Annotated in this window: 21 protein-coding genes; 8 read left to right on the top strand and 13 right to left on the bottom strand. The window is 69.5% G+C overall.

Going from position 1 to position 24453, the window contains the following annotated elements:
• Positions 1-326: 326 nt before the first annotated feature.
• Complete coding sequence (locus A3CU_RS52410) at positions 327-470, top strand: hypothetical protein (protein WP_156960368.1); 144 nt, start codon at positions 327-329, stop codon at positions 468-470.
• A gap of 106 nt (positions 471-576) precedes the next feature.
• Here A3CU_RS52410 and A3CU_RS44765 read toward each other — a convergent pair whose 3' ends face one another.
• From A3CU_RS44765 to A3CU_RS0114105, 3 genes are all read right to left on the bottom strand, one after another.
• Positions 577-1251, bottom strand: coding sequence for a hypothetical protein (locus A3CU_RS44765; protein ID WP_063628829.1), 675 nt, complete (start codon positions 1249-1251; stop codon positions 577-579).
• A 212-nt stretch (positions 1252-1463) separates the two neighbouring features.
• Positions 1464-2096, bottom strand: coding sequence for a hypothetical protein (locus tag A3CU_RS44760; RefSeq protein WP_063628828.1), 633 nt, complete (start codon positions 2094-2096; stop codon positions 1464-1466).
• A 173-nt stretch (positions 2097-2269) separates the two neighbouring features.
• Positions 2270-4567: a sodium-translocating pyrophosphatase gene (locus A3CU_RS0114105; protein ID WP_027942840.1), complete on the bottom strand. Its 2298-nt coding sequence runs from the start codon at positions 4565-4567 to the stop codon at positions 2270-2272.
• A 255-nt stretch (positions 4568-4822) separates the two neighbouring features.
• Between A3CU_RS0114105 and A3CU_RS0114100 the strand changes: the two genes are divergently transcribed.
• Positions 4823-7246 carry a DEAD/DEAH box helicase gene (locus A3CU_RS0114100; protein ID WP_425388241.1) on the top strand — a complete coding sequence of 808 codons (2424 nt, stop codon included), beginning with the start codon at positions 4823-4825 and terminating at the stop codon, positions 7244-7246.
• On the opposite strand, the gene A3CU_RS0114095 is transcribed toward A3CU_RS0114100, so the two are convergent.
• The 8 genes from A3CU_RS0114095 to ssd all read right to left on the bottom strand — a co-directional run bounded on the left by A3CU_RS0114095 (position 7213) and on the right by ssd (position 13076).
• On the bottom strand, positions 7213-7842 hold the full coding sequence (locus tag A3CU_RS0114095; RefSeq protein ID WP_027942838.1) for a bifunctional DNA primase/polymerase: 630 nt from the start codon (positions 7840-7842) through the stop codon (positions 7213-7215). The two genes, A3CU_RS0114100 and A3CU_RS0114095, sit on opposite strands and share 34 nt — an antisense overlap.
• Before the next feature lie 411 nt (positions 7843-8253).
• On the bottom strand, positions 8254-8631 hold the full coding sequence (locus A3CU_RS44755) for an Rv3654c family TadE-like protein (RefSeq protein ID WP_043841100.1): 378 nt from the start codon (positions 8629-8631) through the stop codon (positions 8254-8256).
• Positions 8618-9010 (bottom strand): TadE family type IV pilus minor pilin, encoded by a 393-nt coding sequence (locus A3CU_RS0114085; protein ID WP_027942837.1) that lies wholly within the window; start codon positions 9008-9010, stop codon positions 8618-8620. Before A3CU_RS0114085 ends, A3CU_RS44755 begins: the two co-directional genes overlap by 14 nt.
• Positions 9011-9025: 15 nt before the next feature.
• The gene (locus A3CU_RS54435) at positions 9026-9196 is read right to left on the bottom strand and encodes a DUF4244 domain-containing protein (protein ID WP_027942836.1); all 171 of its coding nucleotides are present in this window, start codon (positions 9194-9196) and stop codon (positions 9026-9028) included.
• 193 nt (positions 9197-9389) lie between these two features.
• Positions 9390-10022: a type II secretion system F family protein gene (locus A3CU_RS0114075; protein WP_084143259.1), complete on the bottom strand. Its 633-nt coding sequence runs from the start codon at positions 10020-10022 to the stop codon at positions 9390-9392.
• Positions 9983-10795 carry a type II secretion system F family protein gene (locus A3CU_RS0114070; protein WP_027942834.1) on the bottom strand — a complete coding sequence of 271 codons (813 nt, stop codon included), beginning with the start codon at positions 10793-10795 and terminating at the stop codon, positions 9983-9985. Before A3CU_RS0114070 ends, A3CU_RS0114075 begins: the two co-directional genes overlap by 40 nt.
• Positions 10789-11958, bottom strand: coding sequence for a TadA family conjugal transfer-associated ATPase (locus A3CU_RS0114065; protein ID WP_027942833.1), 1170 nt, complete (start codon positions 11956-11958; stop codon positions 10789-10791). The genes A3CU_RS0114070 and A3CU_RS0114065 overlap by 7 nt, the downstream gene beginning before the upstream one ends.
• Complete coding sequence (gene ssd / locus A3CU_RS44750; protein ID WP_052371715.1) at positions 11955-13076, bottom strand: septum site-determining protein Ssd; 1122 nt, start codon at positions 13074-13076, stop codon at positions 11955-11957. The genes A3CU_RS0114065 and ssd overlap by 4 nt, the downstream gene beginning before the upstream one ends.
• A 461-nt stretch (positions 13077-13537) precedes the next feature.
• Here ssd and A3CU_RS0114055 point away from each other — a divergent pair, with 461 nt between their 5' ends.
• The 5 genes from A3CU_RS0114055 (at position 13538) to murQ (ending at position 20666) form a co-directional block, all read left to right on the top strand.
• Complete coding sequence (locus tag A3CU_RS0114055) at positions 13538-14359, top strand: HAD family hydrolase (RefSeq protein ID WP_027942832.1); 822 nt, start codon at positions 13538-13540, stop codon at positions 14357-14359.
• A 587-nt stretch (positions 14360-14946) separates the two neighbouring features.
• Positions 14947-16671: a glycoside hydrolase family 3 protein gene (locus A3CU_RS0114050; RefSeq protein ID WP_245617065.1), complete on the top strand. Its 1725-nt coding sequence runs from the start codon at positions 14947-14949 to the stop codon at positions 16669-16671.
• The gene (locus tag A3CU_RS0114045; protein ID WP_084143257.1) at positions 16665-18431 is read left to right on the top strand and encodes a serine hydrolase domain-containing protein; all 1767 of its coding nucleotides are present in this window, start codon (positions 16665-16667) and stop codon (positions 18429-18431) included. Before A3CU_RS0114050 ends, A3CU_RS0114045 begins: the two co-directional genes overlap by 7 nt.
• Positions 18432-18684: 253 nt before the next feature.
• The gene (locus A3CU_RS0114040; protein ID WP_169739631.1) at positions 18685-19677 is read left to right on the top strand and encodes a MurR/RpiR family transcriptional regulator; all 993 of its coding nucleotides are present in this window, start codon (positions 18685-18687) and stop codon (positions 19675-19677) included.
• A 71-nt stretch (positions 19678-19748) separates the two neighbouring features.
• The gene (murQ, locus tag A3CU_RS0114035; RefSeq protein WP_027942828.1) at positions 19749-20666 is read left to right on the top strand and encodes an N-acetylmuramic acid 6-phosphate etherase; all 918 of its coding nucleotides are present in this window, start codon (positions 19749-19751) and stop codon (positions 20664-20666) included.
• 10 nt (positions 20667-20676) lie between these two features.
• Here the strand turns inward: murQ and A3CU_RS0114030 are convergent, their stop codons facing one another.
• On the bottom strand, positions 20677-21402 hold the full coding sequence (locus A3CU_RS0114030; RefSeq protein WP_027942827.1) for a Fic family protein: 726 nt from the start codon (positions 21400-21402) through the stop codon (positions 20677-20679).
• A 310-nt stretch (positions 21403-21712) separates the two neighbouring features.
• On the opposite strand from A3CU_RS0114030, the gene acs reads away from it, so the two are divergent.
• Entirely contained in the window at positions 21713-23683 is a 1971-nt protein-coding gene (gene acs, locus A3CU_RS0114025) for an acetate--CoA ligase (protein ID WP_027942826.1), read from the top strand.
• Positions 23684-23760: 77 nt separating this feature from the next.
• Here acs and A3CU_RS44745 read toward each other — a convergent pair whose 3' ends face one another.
• Positions 23761-24450 (bottom strand): choice-of-anchor P family protein, encoded by a 690-nt coding sequence (locus A3CU_RS44745; protein ID WP_425388240.1) that lies wholly within the window; start codon positions 24448-24450, stop codon positions 23761-23763.
• Positions 24451-24453 lie beyond the last annotated feature (3 nt).

The following is a 24453-nucleotide window of genomic DNA, read 5'->3' as shown; positions in this document are numbered from 1 at the left end:
TTCCCGTCGCTGCCTCGCGACGCCTGTTCAACCCGCCAGTGTGCACTCTGGTGGCCGGCTGTGTCCGCTCAGGCGGCACAACACGCCGTCCAGGTGGTGTGAAGCGCATCGGCGCTGAGGAGGGCGGCGTTTCCCTTCCACACCTAGCACGTGATAGTCACCACACAATCCCCGGGGTCGATCGGTAACGACTCAACTACACTCCGACGCCGCGGCCCGCCGCCTGGGCATCATCCTTACTACCCTGGTCGCCGCCATCACCATCAGCGGGTTCCTCCGGCGTCCGGCGGCTACACCGACACGATCGCGAAATCGTCCACCGCACCATGACCGGCACAGAGATGACACTGTACCGGCTCGATTCGACCTACCGGCAGATCGAGTACGGGCTCGACGAACTCTTTCCGCATCCGCCAGAAAACGTGGGCGCGCCGATCACTGTGCTGTGCGGTCATTTCCCACGGCCCTGACCCGTGCCGTCGACTGCGTGATTTATTCGCCGCACGAAGCGAAACGTCCTCCGCTTGCGTTTCATCTCCATCTCTGTCCACAAAGGACGCTCTATGGGCAGCGGGCCTACCAGATCGTGGCGGTCATGGATCCCGGCAACGTCCTCGACCTGGCCCGGCGCGGCTGTCTGCCGCGCAAGCCCGCGATCGGCCCGCGCCGTTCCGCCTCATGCTGCCCCGGCCAGGCGCCTTCGGTGGCAGGCGGCGGGGCACCGAGCAGTTCGCCAAGGGCAGCGAGGCGACGACGACCGGTGACCCGGATGGCCGGGCCACCGCCGCGCGGGGTCACCACCTGACAGGGCAACCCCAGACAGCCGAGCGCGTCCGCCAGCGCCGCATGCGTTTGCGGAGCCTGCTCGTCCATCGCGAGCAGGTAGTCGCGCTCGCCCGCCTGTCCGGCCGCCAGTGCCCACAACCGGAGTTCGGCGCCGGTCAGCCGGAACCCGCGCGGCACGACCTTCGCCGGGCCGGAACACCAAGCGTTGGCCAGCCCGATCAGGCCGACCCGGAACGCGGTACGCAGGAGCGGCCGCCCGTCCTCGGTCACCACACCCGCGCCGATCCCGCGACAGGTGAACTCGGCAGCCAGCGCCCGCGCCCGCCACGGCTCATCCACCGCGACGGAGAGCCTGGCCGCGGTCCGGCCGAAAATCTCGATCTGCCCCGGCCCGCACAGCACCCCGGCCAGGTCGGCCGGACGCGGCCCGCTCGCCTCCGCCGAGAAGAACGAAATCTGGTCCATCCGGCCAATGGTAGAACTGCAGTTCGATTAAACGCCAGAGCAAGGTTATCCAAAACGCGAGATGAGCACGCTTGGTGACAGACAACAACACTGCACGTGGGCGGGGAGGCAGGCCGCCATCGTGGTCAACCGGCAGCCGATGATCGACGCCACGGCCTGGCTACCCGAACACGTTCTGAACAAAGGAGTCCGGTCGAAAAAGCCGGCGAAATTCAGTTCCCGCCGGTCCCGGATTGCGGGCTCGCCGCGGTCGTCGATTCCGGCGTCGCATGCGCGGTGAGCTGCCCGCAAACGGGAGCCCGCAACCGCGCGGCGGCCAGCTCGGGATAAGTGTCGAAGCCGGCCAGCAAATCCAGCCTGGACACCTCGTCCAGCGGGCCACGAGCCGCGCCCAGCGTCTGCTGATCGATCCTGCTGTTGTTGGACACGCTGTCGAGTTGCGTCTTGGCCGCCACCGCGTTGGCCCGAACCGTGGTGAAACTCCTCAGTGCGTCCGCGCGCACGCCGTCCCCGCCGGGAACGGGCGAAGGCGGCAGCGCATCCAGGCCCTGCACGGCCTGGTCCAACCCGTTGATCACCGACCCGAGCAGTTCGCTCGAGGTCCGCACGGCGCGTTGCGGCGTGCTCGGGTCGACGGTCGGCATGGCCGCCAGGCCGTCCACCAGCGAGCCGACCGCGATGCAGTAGTCGTTCGCCCAGCGAGTCGCCGCCTCCTGCCGGTCCACGTCGCCCCTGGACAGGCCCGGACCCCCCGGAGACACGGCCGCCGGCGGCTGGCCACAGGCGGCCAGAACCGTGCAGACACCGGTCAGCACCACTAGGAGCAGGTACTTCCCGGCTCGCACGCGCACACCTCCTGACGACGGGTACCACCCCGACGGTACCGATACGTTTACACTTCGCAACTTTCGGGCAGGTTGTCACCGCCGCGCGGAGCCCGTCCGCCGAGGGCGGTGGTGGGCTGGCGCAACAGGGCCCGCCACGTCGACATCCGTGGCGGGCCCCGAGTGTGCCTGCGCTACCCGGCCTTGGCCGGCTCGGCCTTCTCACTCGCGGGTTCCGCGATCACCGTGCTGCGGCGCTTGGAGACGACCACCGCGACCACGATGACCGCGACGGCCACCAGAGCGATCGCGATCCGTACGCCCAGCGAGGCGTCCGGGCCGATCGAGAACTGCACGACCGCCGGCGCGATCAGCACCGACACCAGGTTCATCACCTTGATCAGCGGGTTGATCGCCGGGCCCGCGGTGTCCTTGAACGGGTCGCCGACCGTGTCGCCGATGACCGTCGCGGCGTGGGCCTCGGACCCCTTGCCACCGTGGTTCCCGTCCTCGACCAGCTTCTTCGCGTTGTCCCACGCTCCGCCGGAGTTGGCGAGGAAGATCGCCATCAGGGTGCCGGTCGCGATCGCGCCGGCGAGGTAACCGGCGAGCGCGCCGGTGCCGAGCCCGAACCCGACCGCGATCGGGGCGAACACCGCCAGCAGGCCGGGCGTGGCCAGCTCCCGCAGGGAGTCACGGGTGACGATGTCGACGACCTTGCCGTACTCGGGCCGCGTGGTGCCCTCCATGATCCCCGGGATGTCCCGGAACTGGCGGCGCACCTCGAAGACCACCGCACCCGCCGCACGCGACACCGCGTTCACCGCGAGACCGGAGAACATGAACACCACCGCGGCCCCGATGATCACGCCCACCAGGGTGTTCGCGCTGACGATGTTGTTGAGGAAGGTGGCGGGCAGACTCGCCGCCGCCTGACCGGCCGTGGCGAGCGCCTTGGCGATCGAGTCGGAGTAGGAGCCGAACAGCGCCGTCGCCGCGAGCACGGCGGTGGCGATCGCGATGCCCTTGGTGATCGCCTTGGTGGTGTTGCCGACCGCGTCCAGCTCGGTCAGGATCTGCGCCGCCTTCTCGTCCACCTCGCCGGACATCTCCGCGATGCCCTGCGCGTTGTCCGAAACCGGGCCGAAGGTGTCCATCGCGACGATGACGCCGACGGTGGTCAACAGGCCGGTGCCGGCCAGTGCGACCGCGAACAGCGCGACCATGCCACCCAGCAGATACGCCCCGAACACGGCGGCGGCGATCACCACGGCCGTGTACACGGCCGATTCGAAGCCCACCGAGATCCCGGACAGGATCACCGTCGCGGGACCGGTCTCCGAAGTCTTGCCGACGTTCTTGACCGGCCCGTGCTCGGTGCCGGTGAAGTAGCCGGTCAACCGCAGGATGACCGCGGCCAGTACGATGCCGATGATCACCGAGACGGTCGCGATGACCGCGGGATTGCCGCCGATGCTCGCGTGATCTGCGCCGAAGCCGGCGAACGAACTGGGGAGGAACAGGAACGCAGCGACCGCGCACAGGACCGCGGAGATGATCGCCGAGATGTAGAACGAGCGGTTGATGGTCACCAGGCCGTTCTCGCCAGACCTTGCCTTGGTGATGTACACACCGATCACGGCCGTGATGACGCCGATGCCGGGCACGATCAGCGGGAACAGCAGGCCGTCCTTGCCGAACGCCGTGCTGCCGAGAATCAGCGCGGCCACCAGCGTCACGGCGTAGGACTCGAACAGGTCGGCCGCCATACCGGCACAGTCCCCGACGTTGTCACCGACGTTGTCGGCGATCGTCGCCGCGTTACGCGGGTCGTCCTCGGGGATGTTCTGCTCCACCTTGCCGACCAGGTCCGCGCCCACGTCGGCGGCCTTGGTGAAGATGCCGCCGCCGACACGCATGAACATGGCGATCAGCGCGGCGCCGAACCCGAAGCCCTCCAGGACCTTCGGCGCCTGGCCCGCGTAGGCGAGCACCACGATCGCCGCGCCGAACAGGCCGAGACCAACGGTGATCATGCCGACCACGCCACCGGTCCGGAACGCCACGCGCATCGCCGTTTCCCGGCCACCCGCCTCCCGGGACGCCGCCGCGACCCGCAGGTTCGCCTGGGTCGCCAGCCACATGCCGAGATAGCCGATGGTGAACGAGAACGCCGCACCGACGAGGAAGAACAGCGAGCGGCCGATGCGCTCGCTCCAACCTTCCGCCGGTAGTGCGAACAGCAACAGGAACACGACCACACCGAAGATGGAGAGCGTGTTGCGTTGCCGCTTGAGGTAGGCAGCCGCGCCTTCCTGCACCGCTTTGGCGATCTCCTGCATCTTGGGGGTGCCCTGGCCGGCGGCCAGCACCTCCCTGAGCAGGACATAGCCAACCGCCAGTGCGGCAAGGGCGACCACGGCGACCACGGCCACGACGCCGTAGTCACCTCCGGAAAGCTCGAGGCCTTCCGCGAGGAACTGCCGGGACATCCGTCCTCCTGGAACGTCGCCTTGTGCCAGCGACGGCTTCGCTGCGGACAGCCTTGCCGACGCTGGCGAGGGATCTACACCACATTTGGTGTCATTTGCCGGAGTGTATTGGTACTGGACGCGACACGGTCAGGGCGTCCCCTCATGATTACCATCCGTATATGTGAGACTTCTCACGGTGGGGAACCAAACCCCGGTCGTGATCACTGCCGCCGCGGTAGGGCGATGTCGTACCCCTGTGCCACCCTGAGTGACGTGGCTGAAAGCCTGGCGCCGAATCAGAACGCGGCCTCCGCGGCACCGACCGAGCGGGCGCGGCGGTTGCTGGACCGGATCACCGCGGGCATTCCCGAGGCGGCCGACCCGGTGACCCACGTGGCCGAGCTACCCGCGCGGGAGCCGCGGCATGCGGACTGGCCGTCGTGGGCGGACCCGCGGGTGGTGGCCGCGCTGCGGTCCGCCGGGGCAACGCGGCCGTGGTCGCATCAGATCGAGGCCGCATCGCTCGCGTTCGACGGGCAGCACGTGGTGATCTCGACCGGGACCGCCTCCGGCAAGTCGCTTGCCTACCAGCTCCCCGTGCTGTCCAGCCTCGCCCAGGACGAGCGTGCCTGCGCGCTGTACCTGTCGCCGACCAAAGCGCTCGGCGCGGACCAGCTCCGCGCGGTGTCCTCGTTCGACATCCCGGGTGTGCGTGCAGCCTCCTATGACGGCGACACACCGCTAGCCGAACGGGACTGGGTTCGCGCGCATGCCCGGTGGGTCTTCACCAACCCGGACATGCTGCATCGCGGCATCCTGGCGAACCACGCCAGATGGGCGAGATTCTTCCGCAAGCTCACCTACGTGGTCGTGGACGAGTGCCACAGCTATCGCGGGGTGTTCGGGTCACACGTGGCCTTGCTGCTACGCCGCCTGCGGCGGGTCGCACGGCACTACGGCGCCTCGCCGGTGTTCGTTCTCGCGTCGGCGACCACGGCGGCACCCGCGGACTTCGCCGGGCGGCTCACCGGGGAGGAATGCGCGGCGGTGGTCGACGACGCCTCACCACGCGGAGCACGCGTGGTCGCCCTGTGGGAACCCCCGTTGTTGCCGGACTTCACCGGCGAGAACGGGGCGCCGGTGCGCAGGTCCGCGGGCGCGGAGGCCGGCCGGATCCTGGCGGAACTCGTCGTGGAGGGGGCGCGCTCGCTGGTCTTCGTGCGGTCGCGCCGCGGCGCCGAGCTGACCGCACTGAGCGCCCGCCGGCTGCTGTCCGAAGTCGACTCCGTACTGGCCAAGCAGGTGGCCGCCTACCGCGCGGGCTTCCTGCCGGAGGAGCGGCGGGCATTGGAAAAAGCCCTGCTGTCCGGGGATCTGCTGGGCGTCGCCACGACCAACGCGCTCGAACTCGGTGTGGACATCGCGGGTCTCGACGCCGTCGTGCTCGCCGGGTACCCGGGAACGCTCGCCTCGTTCTGGCAGCAGGCCGGGCGCGCGGGCCGGGCCGCCGACGACGCGCTGGTCGTGTTCGTCGCTCGCGACGACCCGCTGGACACCTATCTCGTGCACCACCCGGCGGCGATCCTCGAACGGCCGGTGGAAACGACGGTGCTGGATCCCGCCAACCCCTACGTGCTGGCGCCGCAGCTGGCCTGCGCCGCCGCGGAGCTCCCCATCACGGCGGGAGAACTTGACACCTTCGGCAGCGCGGCGGCGCGGGATGTGCTCGACTCGCTGGTCGCGGACCGGCTGCTGCGCCGGCGGCCGAGCGGCTGGTACTGGACTTCACGGGATCGCCCACACCACGAGGTGGACATCCGGGGATCGGGCGGAGAGCAGATCGCGGTGGTGGAGGCGGACACGTCGCGACTGCTCGGCACCGTCGATCCCGGATCGGCCTGCACGACGGTGCATCCGGGCGCGGTCTATCTCCACCAGGGTTCTTCCTATGTGGTGGACGAGCTGGACCTGGAATCCGGAATCGCACTGGTACATGCGGAGGATCCGGACTGGACGACCTCGCCACGCGAGGTGGCCGACATCTCGGTCTTGAGCACCCAGGAGCGGATCGACTACGGCGGGGTGAGCGTCTGTCTCGGCGACGTCGCCGTGAGCTCGCAGGTCGTCGGGTACCTGCGCCGGCGGCCGTCCGGTGAAATCCTGGACCAGGTGGCGCTGGACCTGCCCGAGCAGAAGCTGGAGACCCGGGCGGTCTGGTACACGGTGTCAGCCGAGTTACTGGACTGCGGCAGGGCACCGGGGGGCGCCGGTCTTGACCCGGCGCGCGTCCCCGGCGCCCTGCATGCCGCCGAACACGCGGCGATCGGCCTGCTACCGCTGTTCGCTACCTGCGACCGCTGGGACATCGGCGGTGTTTCGACCGCGCTGCACATCGACACCGGGGAGGCAACGGTGTTCGTGCACGATGGCCATCCCGGTGGTGCGGGATTCGCCGATCGCGGTTTCGCCGCTTTGGTCCCGTGGCTGGCCGCTACGCGGGAGGCGATCAACTCCTGCGAGTGCCCGGCGGGATGCCCGTCCTGTGTGCAGTCACCGAAGTGCGGGAACGGCAACGATCCACTGGACAAGGCGGGGGCAGTGGCCGTACTGGACGCCGTGCTCGGGGCGGTACGTCACCACGTCGGCCGGCACGACCACGTTGTTCACGCCGCGGCGGACGCCGCGACCAACTGCTGACCACGCACCTCCCTGTCGTCGGTCTGGTCCAGTGCACGTACGAGCACCGAGTGGACGGCGTCCGCGGCCGGGAGTCGCCAGCCCCAGACGTCCGGCTTGACCCGCCAGTGCACGACACCGTGCTGGTAGGGGGTGGGCGGCAGCGGAACCCAGCCGCCCTCGCCGTGCCAGCGGACCTCGCCGCTGGTGGCGAGCCGGTCCGGGAACCGGTCGGCGACAGTGGTCAGGAACAGCCAGCGGCCGTCCGGAGTCGCCACGATGGGAGCGGGGTGACCGGTCGCGCGGAGCAATCGCGCGGCGCGCTTGCCGAGCGTGTCGCTCACCTCGACGGCGTCCAGCACCTTCCCGGTCGCGACGAGCAGGCTGTACGGCTTGGCCCACCACTCGGCGACCTCGTTCGGGTGTGCGCCGATACGGTCGGCCCAGTCGGCGTGCACCGGCACCGGGCCGGTCCAGGTCTTGCCGCCACTCTGCGGCGTGGTCGGAAAGGTGCCGGGCAGTACCGGCCACCCGTGGCAGGCGAGACCGATCGCCTCCGCACGCAACTCGATGCGGAAGGCGCCCCGCCAGCTATCCGACCAATCCGTGTCCAACATCAGTTCACAACTCCTCGTTCACTCCACCGCCCACGGTGGCTTCCGATTTCACTAAACGGCAAGTTGGTGAGCACCGACAGTGCCCGCTCGACAACCGGCCGATACGGAACGACGAGCAACACGCGGGCATCGGCCGGCCGAACGCCGGTTGACAATCGGTGTGCGACGACCGACGGCGCCTGCCCGACACCCGAAGACGTGACACCACCCACATTTTTTCGTTGCTCCACAACGGTTTTGCCGGTCACCCTTTGGTGCCAAGGCGAGCGCCGGGCGACCGCTCGGCGCATGTGAACGACCGCCCGTCCTCGGGACTACGAGTAGGCCGTGATCGGCCCGCCACGTCCGAAGGTCGTGATTCGCGGGTGAACGTGCCTGCCCGGCAACGTCACCGCCAACGTCGCCGAACCGTCACGGGTCAATGCCCGAAGGTTGAACGTCCAACGGGTGCACGGGGACAGGACCTGCCCGGGCATGAGCGGAAGCGACACCGATCCCACCCGCAACGGCGGCTTCCACTTCGACAAGCGCGTCCCACTGCTGAAACCGGCAGCTCCGCAGGCGGACCGTCATTCCCTCGGCCACGGAACGAGCCCGCTCGCAGGCGGCCTCGCCACCGCTGTCTGCATGCCCGGCCGCGGCCAGTGCCGCCAGGTCGGCGGCGTCGGCCGCGCGCTGGCGGGCCAACACCACCGATCCGAGGGAAAACAGCGCTCCGGCGACCACCAGCAGTGCGACGATCGCGCCGGCCGCCCACACGGTCGCCGTGCCGGAGTCACCCGTTCGCATGGGAAACGCCTGGTTCCAAAACGGTGTGGACCACTGCCACGAGGTTTACGCCGGGCAGCAAACCGGCCACGGCGTTCGCGCGAACCTGGACCATCACGTTGTCTCCCTCCGTGTTAACGCTTAGCTGCGCGCCCTGCGGGGCGATCCGCGCGACCGCCTCCTCGGCGAGTCGCGGCTCTCCACGGGAGATCAGCCGCGCCGCCTCTCTCGCCGCGTCGGCACACCGCAACTGGTCGGTCATGGTGACGGTGCCGGCGAGAAGCAGGGCGAACACCAAGGTCAATGCGCTCAGGGCGATCGCCGCCTCGACGGTGACCGCGCCCCGGTCCGTAACCGGCGGATTGATGCTTGTCCGCGCCGCGGATTGCCGCGTCTGCATTCGCCACGTCCCGCTCTAGAAGGCCACCGTCAGGGCGCGTTGAATGAGTGAGGTGAGCCCTGACACGATCGAGTCACCGGTGACGACGGTATAGAGAATCGCGGCGAGGGCCGCGGCGGCGACGGTGCCGATGGCGTATTCCGCCGTGGTCATTCCGTCGTCGGACGTCCAGTGAGTCCGGTGCAGCCATTCTCGCCCGAGATCCGTGCGCCGGCGACGGTCTTTCCCTGAGCGGCGCCCGTTTGCCAACAATGCCAAAGATCTTGTGCCCCACGGCCGCCACCGAGTGGGCGTGCCACCGACCAGGTCCGGTCCGGACCGCTCGATTTTCCAGAACATCATGGGAATCCTTTCGTTCTCGTTTGTCTGTTGTGGATAGTTATGGGAGCGACAGCCGAGTTGCGAGTCCGAGCACGACCGGCACCACGCCCAGACAGAGAAAGGCGGGCAGAAAACATAAGCCGAGCGGCCCGGCGATCAACACCGCGGCACGTTGTGCTCGTGCCTCGGCCTGGTCTACCGAGGACGACCGCACCTCGCCGGCCAACTCTTCCGCGACCTCCGCGAGTGCGGTTCCCGAGCGGGCGGTGCGCTGGGCCGCCCGCGCGAGTTGCGCGGTACCGGTGCAGGCTCGTGCCGGAGCCCATGCCTCGGCGGGGTCCGCACCGAGCGCGAGCAACCCCGCGACGGCCTTGAGTGCGTCCGCTTCGGGTCCGGAAAGGTCCGCGATCACAGCGCGGATCGCGGTCGGCACGGGTAGCCCGGCACGCAGACACGCGGCTAGCAGGTCCCAGGTGGCCGCGAGCCGGGGGGAGTCGGCTCGCGGCCGGTGCCGGGCGCGAGCGGGCCAGTTCACCCGCACCCGCCGGCGACTCGTGCCGGACAGCACGGACAGCCGGACAGCGGCCGGCCGCGATGCCGGGCAGGCCAGCAAGGCCACCGCGATCAGCGCCGTCACCGCGCTTGCCGCGCTCACCGCGGCGGCCTGAGTCTCGTCAGGCGAGCGCTCCATGCGACTCCCGCCAGGATGAGCAGGGCCCCGACGAGCAGCAGCGACCGGCCGGCCGAGGTGCCGGTCAGCACGTCTACCGGTGCGGCGCCCACGGCCTCACCCAGCAACAGGCCCAAGGCGGGAAGCGTGGCGAGGACGACCGCGCTGGCCCGTGGCCCCGACATGGTCGCGTCGATCCGGGCCGCGAAACGTGCGCTCGCCAGGATGTCCCGGCGGACGGCGTCGAGCAGATCCGCGAGGGGAAGACCGTGCCGGCGACTGAGCGACCAGGCGGTGGCGAGGCCGGCGTGGCCCGGCCCGCGTGCATCGGGGTCACCGGCCGGGAGGTCCGCGCCCAGCCGCGCGGTTCCCGCGAGCGTCCTCATCGCTGCCGCCGCCCGACCCGACGCGTCCGCTGCGGCCGATTCGGCGGCCAGCGCCGCGGGCGCGCCCCGGCGTAGTTCGGCGACCATCATGCGGATCGCTTCCGCCATGTCCTTCGCGCCTGCGATCTCCGCTTTGCCACGCACCGAAACCCTTCGGTGGCAATACCCCGCCGCGCACAGCAGTCCCGCGGAGACCGCGACGGCCGGTCCCAGGAGCGGAACGGCCAGCAACAGGACCAGCCCGACCAGGAACTTGCCGCGAACTCGCACTCGGCGGGTACGTCGCCCCTGCGTGGCCGATCGCGGGCAGAACGCGGCCAGGCGGGCGAGGGCGGTGGGTGGCGCAGGCCAGATTGCGAGCGCTCCGGCCGCGCACCACAAGGCGCCGTTGTGCGCGAAGATCACCATGACGCCCGCACCCCTCTCGCTTCGAGCAGCGCGGACAACAGCACCCGGCGCTTCGTCCACGAGCCGTCGGCCCACACCGGAACCACCCGTACCTCGCCGCGCTCGTCGCGGCTGAGCACACCGACCTCGGCAAGGCGCCGCTGGCCCGCACCGAACCGCCGCATGTGCAGCACGACCTGAACCGCCGCGGCGAGCTGGCTGTGCAGGGCCGAGCGGGAAAGCCCGCCGAGCGCGGCAAGGGCCTCGAGCCGGGCGGGTACTTCGCTGGGAGAGTTGGCATGGAGCGTGCAGGCGCCACCGTCGTGTCCGGTGTTGAGCGCGTTGAGCAACTCGCAAACCTCGAAGCCCCGCACCTCGCCCACGACGAGCCGGTCCGGACGCATCCGCAGCGCCTGCCGGACCAGGTCGCGCAGGGTGATCTCGCCGGCGCCCTCGACGTTCGGCGGCCTGGCGATGAGACGGACGAACTGGGGATGTGCCGGCTGCAACTCACCGACGTCCTCGACGCTGACGATTCGCTCCGCGGGCGAAACCGCGCCGAGCATCGCCGACAGCAGGGTGCTCTTGCCCGCGCCGGTGCCGCCGGTGACCAGGAACGCGAGGCGAGCGGTCACAACGAGTTCGACCAGTTTGGCACCTTCGCCGTCGAAGGTGCCCAAGGTGCGCAGGGTGGGCAGATCGTGTGCGGCGGGCCGGAGCACGCGCAACGAGATGCAGGTGCCACGCGCGGCGATCGGTGGTAGCACCGCATGCAGGCGAACCCGCCCCTGGGGCAGGGAACCAGGAAGCCAACTGTCCACATAGGGCTGAGCGTCGTCGAGCCTCCGGCCCGCCGACAGGGCGAGGCGTTGCGCAAGCCTGCGCACGGCTTCCTCGTCGGCGAACTTGACGCCCGTAGGGTGCAGTCCTCGGCTGTCGTCGACCCACACCTCATCTGGTGCGGTGACCAACACATCCGTCACGCCCGGCTCGGCCAGCAACGGTTCGAGCGGCCCGGCCCCGGTGAACTCCTGGCGCAGCAGACGCAATGCGTCGAGTACCTGCGTGTGGCCGACCGGCCCGCCGGCTTCGGCACGCACCGCCTCGGCGACCGTTGCCGGGTCCGTCTCCGAACCGTTGCCGGCCAAGCGAAGCCGGACGCGTTCGACGAGTTCGCTGGTCATGAGTCCTTCTCCGCGAGTCTGCGCTCGATCGGGTCGACCTGGCGGCTGATGGCCGAGGCCTTGCCACAAAGGCCGGATCGGGCCTCGGACAGCATCAGGCGCGCGGCGGTCACCAGAGGCCCGCGCGACCGGGGCTCGAACCGCCCGGCCTCCAAGGACCTTTCGAGTTGCGGCTCGGGCGGCATGAAGGTCAGCAACGGGAGACCGACGGCCTTCGCGACGTCCTCGGGGCACAGCCCTTTCGACGCCGGCCCGCGAACGACCAGCCGCGTGTGATCGCGGACCTCGGCGATCGTCTCGGCGACCCGGTTGGCCGCGGCGCACGCCCTTACCTCCGCGGGCACGACCAGCACGACCAGATCGGCTCGCCGCAGCACGGCTTCGGCCTGCGGCCCGAGATGCCGGGGCAGGTCGCACACGACCACGCTGCCCGCCCGCCGTCCGGCTTCGACGATGGAGGCGACCGACTCGGCGGTGGGCCCTTGCCCCATGCGATCGCAGGACACGAAGGGCAGGCGACCGCCCCGGTAGCGGCGCTCCGGCAGCGTCTTCGTCAGTGTGGGCAGCGAAATCCGGCCACTGCCGACGAGAACTCCCGGCCAACGCAACCCGTCGTACGCTTCGGCGCCCAGCAACAGGTCGACCCCGCCGCCGAGTGGATCGCAATCGATCAGCAGCGCCTCGCCCTGTTCGGCGGCCACCAGACCGCTCGCCGCGGCGAGCACCGACGCGCCCGCGCCACCACGTCCGCCGAGCACGCCGACGACGCATCCGCCCGGCACCCCTGGTCCCTCGGCGATGTCCGCGAGCACACCGATCAAGGTCGCTTCGCCGTCGGGAAGCGAAACCACCTTTTCGACCCCGGCCTCGAAGGCACGCCGCCAGGTTTCCGCGAGTGGCGACCCCTTGGTCACGAGCAGGATCCCGGGCCGGCGCGGCAACCCGTCATGGACGGCCTGCTCGTCGACGAGCACGAGCGGGGCACGTGCCCAGTACCCTCGGGCGGCGACGAGGTCCGGTGCGTGCTGGGCCGCACAGCCAACGGCCGCGGCGAGCCGCAGGATCTCGTCGAACAAAGTCTCGTCTGCGACGACGACGAGCGGACGGTCGTGACTCATCTGGAGACCCCCGGGAAACGTTTGGCGGTGGAATTCGGCCGGGCTCCACCGTCGCGCGTGGTCGAGGGAACGGACAAGAATGCCCTGAGGTAGTTGTGGACAAGTAGGTGGGTGTGGACAACTGACGGGTGCAGCCTGCCGCAGGAAGGAGATTGTCGGTGCGGCATGGCACAATCGCGCACCCGCGGGCGCAGTAAGGATCACCGCGAGAAGCTGCGGAAACGCCAACGACCCCCGCCAGGGGGAGGACGGGGGTCGCGATGGGTTCAGTCCCGGGTGTCGGACTGAACCGGGCCGGTGGTGCACCGGATCCACCAACTGTAACGCCCGCTTGCGCGTTTTCCAGCCGCACATTTCGATAACGCCCAGGCAATCGATTTCCCACCGGTAATTAATTTTCCTTCGCGGACTGTCTTTTGTGGTCTGCTCACCGGGCGGCCTGGCCTTCTATCCTGAGACGCGTGGCAGAACCCAGCGGCTCGCCCGCGACCCTCCCGAACCGCGTCGCGGCCTTCTTCGACCTCGACAAGACGATCATCGCGTCGTCCAGCGCCCTCGCGTTCAGCAAGCCGATGCTGCGGCACGGGCTGATCAGCCGCCGGGCCGCGCTCAAAAGCGCCTACGCACAGCTCGTGTTCTCGCTCTCCGGCGCGGACGAGGACCGCACCGAACGCATGCGGGCCGAGATTTCCGCCCTGTGCGCGGGTTGGGACGTCGAGCAGGTCCGCGCGATCGTCAACGAAACGCTGCACGACATCGTCGACCCGCTGGTTTACGCGGAAGCGGCGGAACTCATCGCCTCCCATCAGGCGCGCGGCCACGACGTGATCGTGCTGTCGGCCGCCGGCGAAGAGGTGGTGCATCCGATCGCGGGCATGCTCGGTGTCACGCACAGCGTGGCCACCCGGATGGAGGTAGTCGACGGCCGGTACTCCGGGGAGGTGGACTTCTACTGCTACGGCGCGGAGAAGGCGGTCGCCGCCAAGGAGCTGGCCAGCGACCGCGGCTACGACCTGTCCGCCTGCTACGCCTACAGCGACTCGAGCACGGACATCCCGCTGCTGGAGACCGTCGGCAACCCGCACGCGGTCAATCCCGATCGGACACTGCGCCGCCTTGCCGTCGAGCAAGGGTGGCCGATCCTGACCTTCACGAACCCCGTTTCCCTGCGCAGCCGGATCACCGCGCCCTCGGCGGCGGTGCTCGCGTTCGGGGTCGGAATCGGGGCGGTCGCGGCCGGCATGACCTGGTATGGACTGGCGCGCCGGAGGCGCGACAAATAGCAGAACCGGGGCTACAAGCCTAGTCCTCCAGCGTGTCCGTGGCGGCGGATTCAGCCTCTTTACCGGTGCACCCCGCAGACCTCTTGAAGTGACACCCGTCACTGGGTAGAAACGTTATTGCGGACGCCTTTCCTGGCCCGGGACACAGCGAAGAGAAGCCGTGATCCACCCCGAGAAAGGTCTCCGTGCGCGGACGCCAGGCACCCACGCGGGGCACGCCGCGGGAGGCTTGTCGTCAATGGACTGCGTATCGGGACGCCGGACGCCGAGTCCAGGTAGGTACGACACGAGTTCACGCTTGGTCACCTGAGCGGTCCGCGCGGGCGGGCGCCGCCGGCGATTATCACCGGCGGCGCCCGCGCATGTGTATGCGCACCTTCGCGGTCGCGCGAAGCACCGCCGAAGGATGTAGCCCGAACGGTAGACGAGCGTTGACCCTGAGAGTGACAAGTGAGTAGCTTCCCGATGCTGGCTGGTTCAGGTGGAAATTTTTCCAACCCGGCCGGTTCACCGCGAGGGAGGCCGCTTTGCGATCGAGGGGACGTTTGGTTGCCGCGTCCATTTCCGGATTACTCGTCATGACCGGCATGAGCCCCGCCACGGCGGCGCAGGGCGCGAGCGCGGCGAGCTGGGCACGGCAGATGCTGCGCGGTATGACGCTCGAACAGAAGGTCGGGCAACTGTTCGTGGCCGACGTCTGGGGCAGGTCGGCGAACGAGGTCAACCCGGGCAACCAGGCCAAATACGGGGTGGACACGCCCGCACAGGTGATCGAGAAGTACCACCCGGGCGGCGTCATCTATTTCAACAACCCGACCACGGACAACGTCGACGACCCGGTGCAGGTGGCGCGGCTGTCCAACGGGTTGCAGCGGGCCGCGCTCGACAGCGGTGCGCACCTGCCGTTGATCATCTCGATCGACCAGGAGGGTGGCCGGGTGACCCGGATCGGCGCACCGGCCACCGAGTATCCGGCGAGCATGGCGGTCGGTGCCGGCCGGAGCGCGACGGACGCGAACCAGCTGGCCACCGTCAACGGCCACGAGCTGCGCGCCATGGGGATCACGCAGGACTTCGCCCCGGACGCCGATGTCAACTCCAACCCGCTCAACCCGATCATCGGTTCGCGCTCGTTCTCCGCCGATCCCGCACTGGCCGGCCGCCTCGTGGCGGCCGAGATCCACGGCTACCAGGACTCCGGGCCCGCCACCCACACGGTCTCGTCCGCGGCGAAACACTTCCCCGGCCACGGGGACGCCGCCACCGACAGCCACACCGGCCTGCCGGTGATCGGCCGGACCGAACAGCAGTGGCGCGACATCGACCTGCCGCCGTTCCAGGCCGCGATCGACGCCGGCATCGACGTGATCATGACCGCGCACATCACGGTGCCGAGCCTGGATCCCTCCGGTGAACCGGCCACCCTCTCCAAGCCGATCATGACCGGCATCCTGCGGGACGAACTGCATTACGACGGCGTGGTCGTGACCGACTCGCTGCAGATGGACGGGGTGCGGCAGCTGCACCCGGACGCCGAGATCCCGGTGCTGGCGCTGGAAGCCGGCGTTGACCAGATGCTCATGCCACCCGACCTGGGTGTCGCGATCAACGGTGTGCTCGACGCGGTTCACCAAGGCCGGCTCACCGAGCAGCGGATCGACACGAGCGTCCGGCGCATCCTGGAGCTGAAGTTCAAGCGCGGGATCACCGCCCGGCCGCTGGTCAACGAGGCCGCGGTGAACCGCGAGGTCGGCACACCCGCGCACCTGGCCCAGCTACAGGCCATCACCGACCGCACGACCACGGTCCTGCGTAACGACGCCGGCCTGCTGCCGCTGAAGGATCCCGGCGGGATCCTGGTCACGGGCTGGGACAACCCGGCCTATCCGGGCTATCCGGCAGAGCCTGTCGACACGCTCGCCCAGGCGCTCGACGGCACCGCCATGCCGACCGGGGCCGCACCGACCGCGGGGCGGATCGCCGAGGTGACCGAGGCGGCGAAGAACGCGAGCACGGTGGTCGTGCTGACCAACGGCCTGCGGACCAACTCGGCGCAACGAGACCTGGTCGGCGAACTGCTCGCCACCGGACGGCCGGTCGTCGCGGTGGCCGTGCAGGAGCCCTACGACCCCGGCTACGCGGATGTGCCCACCTGGGTAGCCACCTACGACTGGCGGGACGTGACCATGCGATCGCTGGCCAAGGTGCTGCTCGGGCAGCTCTCGCCGCACGGGAGCCTGCCGGTCACGATCCCCACCGGGGACGACCCGGCGAAGACGCTGTACCCGTTCGGGACAGGCCTGACATGGTGAACCGGCGGGCGTTCCTCGCCGCGGGAACGTTTGCCGCGACCTTCGTCGTGGGCGTCACAAGCAGTACGGGAGCTAGCGCGATCGCCGGGCAACAACAGTCGTGGGTGGGCAGGTTCGACCGGCCCCGGCAGGGGTTCGCGCCCGCGAACACGGTGCTGCGGGACGGGTCTCCCGGGCAGGTGGGCCTCGATCCGGCGCCGATCCGCGCCGCGGAGCAGTTCCTGGCGAACTGGACCCGGAACGACCTGAGCACCGGCCATCCGCACTTCTCCGGGGCGGTCGGGCTGCTGGCGCACGACGGCGTGATCGTCGACCGGTACTCGGTGGGCAGCGCCGTGCGTTACGCCGACGCGAACGGCACCGAACTGCCCGCAGACGAGCAGGTGCCGATGCGCGACGACACGATCTTCGACCTGGCTTCGATCACGAAGCTGTTCACCTCGATCGCGGCCATGCAACTCGTCGAGCAGGGTGTCCTCGACCTGGACGCGCCGGTGGCGCGGTACCTACCCGAGTTCGGCACCAACGGCAAGCAGGATGTCATTGTTCGCCAGCTGCTGACCCACACCTCCGGGCTGGACGCCGACCCGGTGCCCCCGCTGTGGCAGGGCGAGCGCGACCTCCCGGCACGCCGGAAGGCGGTGCTCGACAGCCCGCTGAAGAACCCACCGGGCACGACCTACCTGTACTCCGACATCAACCTGATGACCCTGGGCTTCCTGGTGGAGCGGGTAACCGGCGCGACGCTGGACACCGTGGTCCGCGACCGGATCACCACACCGCTGGGCATGGTCGACACGGGATTCAACCCACCGGCCGGCAAGCTCGCCCGGATCGCGGCCACCGAGGACGAGCTGACCCCGCCCCGCGGCATGCTCCGTGGGCAGGTGCACGACGAGAACGCGTGGGCGCTGGGCGGTGTTTCCGGCCATGCTGGGATCTTCTCCACGGCCGGCGACCTGGCGATCGTGGCGCAGGCGATCCTCAACGGCGGCAGCTACCGGGGTGCGCGGATCCTGCGCCCGGACACCGTCCGGGAGATGCTCACCAACTACAACGGCGCCTTCCCGGACGACGCACACGGGCTGGGCTTCGAGCTGGACCAGATGTTCTACATGGGGGGCCTGTCTTCGCCGGTGACCGCCGGTCACACCGGGTACACCGGGACGACCCTGGTCATCGACCCGAAGTCCCGGTCGATCGCCATCCTGCTGACCAACCGCGTGCATCCGAGTAGGAACTGGGGATCGATCAACCTGGCCCGCGAGGCCTGGGCGACCGCGCTGGCACGGGCCTTGACGGTGTGTCCGGCCCAGGGCCGGGACGCCTGGTTCAGCGATGTCGGCAACCTCAGCACGGCCACGCTGACCACCCGCACGCTGCATCCGAGGGGAAGTGTCCACATCACCTTCTCGGCGTTCGTGGACACCGAGGCGACCGACCCGTTGGTGCTCGAGTCGAGCACGGACGGGAGGAGTTGGCAGCCGGTGCCCGTCCGGGCCACGGGACCGGGCGCCCCGGTGGGCGAGGTGAGCGAGCTCGCCGGGCACGGGCATCGTGCCTGGTGGCGGGTGACGGCGGAAATACCGGCGACTGGTCAGGTGATTCTTCGCTGGCGCTACACCACTGACTCGCTGTACACCGGGCGGGGTGTCTATGTGGACGGTATGCGGGTAACCAGCTCTAACGGGATTCTGGTGGACTCCGAACGCAACCCAGAGTCGCTGAGCGCGACCGGTTGGTTCCCCCAAACCCACTAATGTGGAGATCTTTTCGCTACTGAGCGCGTCCTATGATGGAGGTTGGAGCACCTATACCACCGGGACACGAGCCGGGCTACCGACGAACGTCGGCCGTTCGGGAACTCCAGCAAGTTGCCAAGTCGTTAAGCAGTAGACGTTAACGAGAGTGACCTGGTTGGCGACTTTCTGGACAACTGAGTCAGCGCAGCTCGGACGCGCAGGGGCGGAGGAGTTGCGATCATCCCGAAGGATGTGGATTGCCTTGTCACAGATGCCGACGGTTAGTAAGTTTCCCACGGCTAACCCAACCGAACCCGTAACCGACCCGACACACACCGGCGCGGACAACCCGGGGCGCGAGGTCGAAGCGAGCCCACTGGTACGCATTCGGTCCTTGCTGCCCGGCCTCGCCCGAGCGGAGCAACGCGTGGCGAAGGTGGTGCTCGACGACCCATCGTCGGTCGCCCGCCGGAGCATCACGGAAGTAGCTCTCGCGGCCAACACGAGTGAGACGACGGTGACCCGATTCTGCAAGGCGGTCGGGGTCGGCGGCTACCCACAGTTGCGGATCGCGCTCGCCGCGGACACCGCCCGGTCGGAGGCGCGCTCGACGCGCAACATCGGCGGGGAAATCAGCGCCACCGACGATCTGGCCGCGGTGGTCGGCAAGGTCAGCTTCGCCGACGCCCGCGCCGTCGAGGAGACGGCCGACCAGGTCGACATAGCCACCCTGGAGCGCGTGATCAACCTGCTCGCCGAAGCGGGCCGGATCGACGTCTACGGCGTCGGGGCGAGCGCGTTCGTCGCCGCCGACCTCCAGCAGAAGCTGCACCGCATCGGACGGGTGAGCTTCGCCTGGTCGGACACGCACATCATGCTCACCTCGGCCGCGGTACTGAAGGCCGGTGACGTCGCCATCGCCGTGTCGCACAGCGGCGCGACGACCGACACGGTCGAGGCGCTGCGTGTGGCCCGCGAGCGCGGGGCGGCGACGGTCGCGCTGACCAACTTCCCGCGCTCCCCGATCACCGAGGTCGCCGACCACGTGCTCACCACGGCAGCCCGCGAGACGACCTTCCGCTCGGGCGCCACGGCCAGCCGGATCGCCCAGCTCACGGTCATCGACTGCCTGTTCATCGGGGTCGCACAGCGGCACATGACGGACGCCTCGCAAGCCCTCGAGGCCACCCGCGAAGCGGTGGGCAGTCACCGGCTCGGGGTCCGGCCGGACGGGCGACGGCGCCCCCGGGAAACCGGGAAATGAGAACGCTGTTCAACACGAACGTGGCAGAGGAAGAACGGCGCGGTGAGTTCGGCGGACGAAGCGAGGCGCAGATGACGGTGCCACATCCGGCAGTGCAGGTCGATTCCCCCACCGAGCAGCGCAACCCCCGCACCACCGATATCGACCGCATGTCGACCGTCGGCATCCTCGGCCTGATCAACGCCGAGGATCGCCGGGTGCCCGAGGCGGTCAGTGAGGTGCTGCCTCAACTGGCCGTCGCGGTCGACCTCGCGGTGGAGACGCTGCGCGGTGGGCATCGCGTGCACTACGTGGGCGCGGGGACGTCCGGACGGCTCGCCGTGCTGGACGCCGCGGAGCTCGTGCCCACCTTCAACGTGCCACCCGACTGGTTCGTCGCCCACCACGCCGGTGGTGACCGCGCGCTGCGGGAACCGGTCGAAAACGCCGAAGACGACGCGAAGGCGGGTGCGGCGGAGCTGTCGGCCATGGTCGACCCGGGCGACTTCGTGCTGGGCCTGACCGCGTCCGGGCGCACGCCGTACGTGCTGGGCGCGCTGAAGGAGGCCAGTGGCCGGGGGGCCCGGACCGCCCTGGTCTCCTGCAACCCGCGCACAGTCCAGCCCCCCTGGCTGGACGTGCTGATCGGAGTGGACACCGGGCCCGAGGCGATCGCCGGGTCCACCAGGATGAAGGCGGGCACCGCGCAGAAGGTGATCCTCACCTCGTTCTCCACCGCGGCCATGATCAAGCTCGGGCGGACCTACTCGAACCTGATGGTCAGCCTCCGGGCGACGAACGCGAAGCTGCGCGGCCGGACGATCCGCATCCTCCGCGAGGCGACCGGGGCGAGCGAGCAGGACTGTGCGGACGCGCTCGTCGAGGCGGGTGGCGACCTGAAGGTCGCCCTCGTACACCTGTTGTGCGGGGTCGACTCGGCCACGGCCATCTCACTGCTCGAGGCCAACGGTGGTCGCGTCCGGGACACCCTGGGCGCCTGCATTCCCTGACCAACCCTGGTCAGCCGGCGGCCCGGGCGATCCCGCGTGCCTCGTGTGCGCCCTTCTCCAGGGCCTCGCAGCAGAACAGGAGCCATTCCCGGACCCCGGCCGGCTCGCCAGTGGCGAAGCCGGCCGCGGCGTCGCGGTAACGGCGGGACTGCCGCAGACAGGCGACCTCCGGCACGGTCAGCGACTTCGGGTCGACGCCGGTCGCGACCATGGTGAGCCTGGCCGCCGCCCTGGCCACCACCCCGTCCCCGGCGCCGAAGGCCCGCAAGGCCAGAAGCTCCCCATGGACCACGGCGGCGAGCAGCACGCCGGGCACCGAAGTACCTCCGGTGACCAACTGGGCGAGCAGGTCCAGCCGGTCGGCGGCGCCCGCCCGCGGCCGGCCCAGGGTTTCCGGATCGGACACGAGATCGGCCGCGGCGAGCACCTGCATCCGGGCCAGGGCTTGGCGTGGCGCCCGCCGCCAGGTCGGCAACAGGGACTCCAGCGACTCCGCCACCCGCAACGCCCCGGCGAGCACCGGATCGGTGACGGCCGCGTCGGCGGGGATCTCCGGATCGGCCCCCTCGATCGCCGCGGACGCGCGGGCCGCCCGCACCGAGGCTTCGGCGGCGGTCGCCGAGGCGCCACGCAGGTTCGCCGGATGCCGGTGCACCGCGAACACCGCGTCCTGCGCTGCCTTCACGGCGTCGGCCACACCGTCGAGCCCGAGCAGCGGGGCCAGCACATCGGTCACACCTTCTCCTCCGCGAGTTTGCGCGCGACCACGATCGTGTCGACGGGGCGCTCCACCCAAGATAGAGTCACGTTCTCGGCATAGGCGCGCCGCCGCCCCGATAGCTACTCCCGGGCTGCCCTGCGCGAGTCCAAACGCGCTCCGCGCCGAAATGTCCCACCCGTCGAGTACTCCCCGTCCTCCAAACCATCGGCGGCTGGCTCAACCATGTAATGGTCTATCCATTGCCGGGGGGTTTCGCGCTGCGCACTACCGTCATACGGTGCATTCGGCGTCAGCCACAGCACCTAACTCCAGGAGGCCGTGCACCATGACCGAGCAGTCCCCCGCGCTGCAGAACCTGCTCACGGAAAACCGGACGTTCCAGCCGAGCGAAGAGTTTACCCAGCGGGCCAACGCGAAAGCCGATCTCTACGACAAGGCCGATTCCGACCGCGAGGCGTTTTGGGCGGAGCAGGCCGAGCGGCTGCATTGGGACACGAAGTGGTCTCAGGTGTTGGACTGGTCGGAGGCCCCGTTCGCCAAGTGGTTCGTCGGCGGGAAGCTCAACGTCGCCTACAACTGTGTGGACCGGCACGTGAAAGCCGGCTATGGGGACCAGGTGGCGATCCACTGGGTAGGCGAGCCGGGCGACACCCGGGACATCACCTACGCCCAGCTCAAGGACGAGGTGTGCCGGGCGGCGAACGCGTTGCTGTCATTGGGCGTGACCGCGCACGATCGGGTCGCGATCCAGCTGCAGATGGTCCCGGAGGCCATCGTGGCCATGCTCGCCTGCGCCCGGATCGGTGCGCTGCATTCGGTCGTGTTCGGCGGGTTCTCGCCGACGGCGCTGCGGCAGCGAGTGGACGATGCCGAAGCCAAGGTCGTGATCACCTCCGACGGCCAGTACCGGCGTGGCAAGGCGGCGCCGATGAAGGCCAACGTGGACGAGGCCCTGGCCGGGGCGGAGTCGGTGGAGAAGGTGATCGTGGTGCGCCGGACCGGGGCGGAGGTGCCCTGGACCGACGGCCGTGACCTGTGGTGGCACGAGTTGGTCGACGGGCAGCCGGCCGAGCACCAGCCCGAGGCCTTCGACTCCGAGCACCCGCTGTACATCCTCTACACCTCCGGCACCACCGGGAAACCGAAGGGCATCCTGCACACCTCCGGTGGCTATTTGACGCAGGCCTCCTACACCCACCACGTGGCGTTCGACCACAAGCCGGGCGAGGACGTGTACTGGTGCACCGCCGACATCGGCTGGGTGACCGGGCACTCCTACATCGTCTACGGCCCGCTGTCGAACCGCGTGACGCAGGTGGTCTACGAGGGCACCCCGAACACCCCGCACGAGGGCCGGCACTGGGAGATCATCCAGAACTACAAGGTCTCCATCTACTACACCGCACCCACCCTGATCCGCACGTTCATGAAGTGGGGCGACGAGATCCCGGCCAAGTACGACCTGTCCAGCCTGCGGGTACTGGGCAGCGTGGGCGAGCCGATCAACCCGGAGGCGTGGGTCTGGTACCGCGAGCACATCGGCGCGGGCCGCACCCCGGTCGTGGACACCTGGTGGCAGACCGAGACCGGCGCCATCATGATCTCTCCGCTGCCCGGCGTCACCGCCACCAAGCCCGGCTCCGCCCAGCGCCCACTGCCCGGCATCTCGGCCAAGGTGGTCAACGACGCCGGCACCGAAGTTCCGCACGGCGGCGGTGGTTACCTCGTGCTCGACAAGCCGTGGCCGTCGATGCTGCGTGGGATCTGGGGCGACAACGAGCGCTACCAGGAGACGTACTGGTCGCGGTTCGCCGCCCAGGGCTTCTACTTCGCCGGTGATGGTGCCAAGTACGACGACGACGGCGACATCTGGCTGCTCGGCCGGGTCGACGACGTGATGAACGTCTCCGGCCACCGCATCTCCACCACCGAGGTCGAGTCCGCGCTGGTGTCGCATCCGACCGTCGCGGAGGCGGCCGTCGTGGGCGCCAGCGATCCCACCACCGGGCAGGGCATCGTCGCCTTCGTCATCCTGCGTGGCAGCGCGGTGGACGGCGGCGAGGAGGCCGTCCAGGAACTGCGTAACCACGTCGCCAAGGAGATCGGCCCGATCGCCAAGCCACGGCAGATCATGGTCGTCTCGGAACTGCCCAAGACCCGCTCCGGCAAGATCATGCGCCGCCTGCTGCGCGACGTGGCCGAAGACCGCCAGATCGGCGACGTGACCACGCTCGCCGACTCCAGCGTCATGGACCTCATCTCGGCCGGGATGAAGTCCGGCAAGTCCGAAGAGTGAGGCGCTGACGAGCCATGGCCGTCTCGGGAGCGTGGTCGCTCCCGAGACGGCGCTTGGGGACCGGGTGGTCCGGCGGGTCAGCCGGTGACGTCCAGGTGAGCCGGCACCGGGGTCGGCGTCGGGGCCGCGCCGTTGGGCGGCGTCGGGTCGCTGACGGTGGTGCCGCCGTCGCTTTCGGCGGGCACACAGGTGGCGGAGGCGAGGTCCAGCGTCTGGAGGTTGTCGACGTTGATCGACACGGCGGTGACGGTCACCGTGCCGTCGTGGTGCCTGACCTGCTTGTTGAGGGTGACCGAGAGCAGCCCGGGGACCTTTACCGTGGTGTTGGGCGGCGCCTGTACATCCAGGGGGATGTCGCCGAGCTTCGCCTTCGCGAGGGATGAGGAGACCTTGCCGCGGTCGCAGTCGGCTTCGACCGCGGATGCGGTCAGCACCGGCTTGCCGAGGCCCAGGCCGACCTTGAGGGCGGCCACGCTCGCCCGCGATTGGCCGGCGCCGGCCCGCGCGTTGAGGGCGCCGAGGTCGGCCAGCAGCGGCAGCTTCAGCTGGGCGAGCGAAGCCTCCGCGAAACCGTCCGAGTCGTCCACCGATGGCGTGCGGTCGTTTCTCAGCAGGCCGGAACCCGAAATCGCGAACGCCGAGTCGGTGCCGGCGGCCTTGCCTTCCGTGGCACCGGCCACGGGAGCGAGCAGAGCGCCGGTCACGAGCACGGCGGAAAGCACGCCGACACGACCGGCGAGCACCGTTCTTCTGGACAAGAAAATCACCTT

It is taken from the genome of Amycolatopsis taiwanensis DSM 45107, assembly GCF_000519205.1.
Lineage (GTDB): Bacteria > Actinomycetota > Actinomycetes > Mycobacteriales > Pseudonocardiaceae > Amycolatopsis_E > Amycolatopsis_E taiwanensis.
The sequence above is the reverse complement of the archived record's forward strand: the minus strand, read 5'-3'. Positions and strand labels throughout refer to the sequence as shown.

Bases quoted from the DNA above. Each gene is read 5' to 3' on its own strand.
- A3CU_RS52410 (WP_156960368.1), top strand. From the start codon at position 327: ATGACCGGCACAGAGATGACACTGTACCGGCTCGATTCGACCTACCGG.
- A3CU_RS44765 (WP_063628829.1), bottom strand. From the start codon at position 1,251: ATGGACCAGATTTCGTTCTTCTCGGCGGAGGCGAGCGGGCCGCGTCCG.
- A3CU_RS0114105 (WP_027942840.1), bottom strand. From the start codon at position 4,567: ATGTCCCGGCAGTTCCTCGCGGAAGGCCTCGAGCTTTCCGGAGGTGAC.
- A3CU_RS0114095 (WP_027942838.1), bottom strand. From the start codon at position 7,842: ATGTTGGACACGGATTGGTCGGATAGCTGGCGGGGCGCCTTCCGCATC.
- A3CU_RS44755 (WP_043841100.1), bottom strand. From the start codon at position 8,631: ATGCGAACGGGTGACTCCGGCACGGCGACCGTGTGGGCGGCCGGCGCG.
- A3CU_RS0114085 (WP_027942837.1), bottom strand. From the start codon at position 9,010: ATGCAGACGCGGCAATCCGCGGCGCGGACAAGCATCAATCCGCCGGTT.
- A3CU_RS0114075 (WP_084143259.1), bottom strand. From the start codon at position 10,022: ATGGAGCGCTCGCCTGACGAGACTCAGGCCGCCGCGGTGAGCGCGGCA.
- A3CU_RS0114070 (WP_027942834.1), bottom strand. From the start codon at position 10,795: ATGGTGATCTTCGCGCACAACGGCGCCTTGTGGTGCGCGGCCGGAGCG.
- A3CU_RS0114065 (WP_027942833.1), bottom strand. From the start codon at position 11,958: ATGACCAGCGAACTCGTCGAACGCGTCCGGCTTCGCTTGGCCGGCAAC.
- ssd (WP_052371715.1), bottom strand. From the start codon at position 13,076: ATGAGTCACGACCGTCCGCTCGTCGTCGTCGCAGACGAGACTTTGTTC.
- A3CU_RS0114050 (WP_245617065.1), top strand. From the start codon at position 14,947: ATGAGCCCCGCCACGGCGGCGCAGGGCGCGAGCGCGGCGAGCTGGGCA.
- A3CU_RS0114045 (WP_084143257.1), top strand. From the start codon at position 16,665: ATGGTGAACCGGCGGGCGTTCCTCGCCGCGGGAACGTTTGCCGCGACC.
- A3CU_RS0114040 (WP_169739631.1), top strand. From the start codon at position 18,685: ATGCCGACGGTTAGTAAGTTTCCCACGGCTAACCCAACCGAACCCGTA.
- murQ (WP_027942828.1), top strand. From the start codon at position 19,749: ATGACGGTGCCACATCCGGCAGTGCAGGTCGATTCCCCCACCGAGCAG.
- acs (WP_027942826.1), top strand. From the start codon at position 21,713: ATGACCGAGCAGTCCCCCGCGCTGCAGAACCTGCTCACGGAAAACCGG.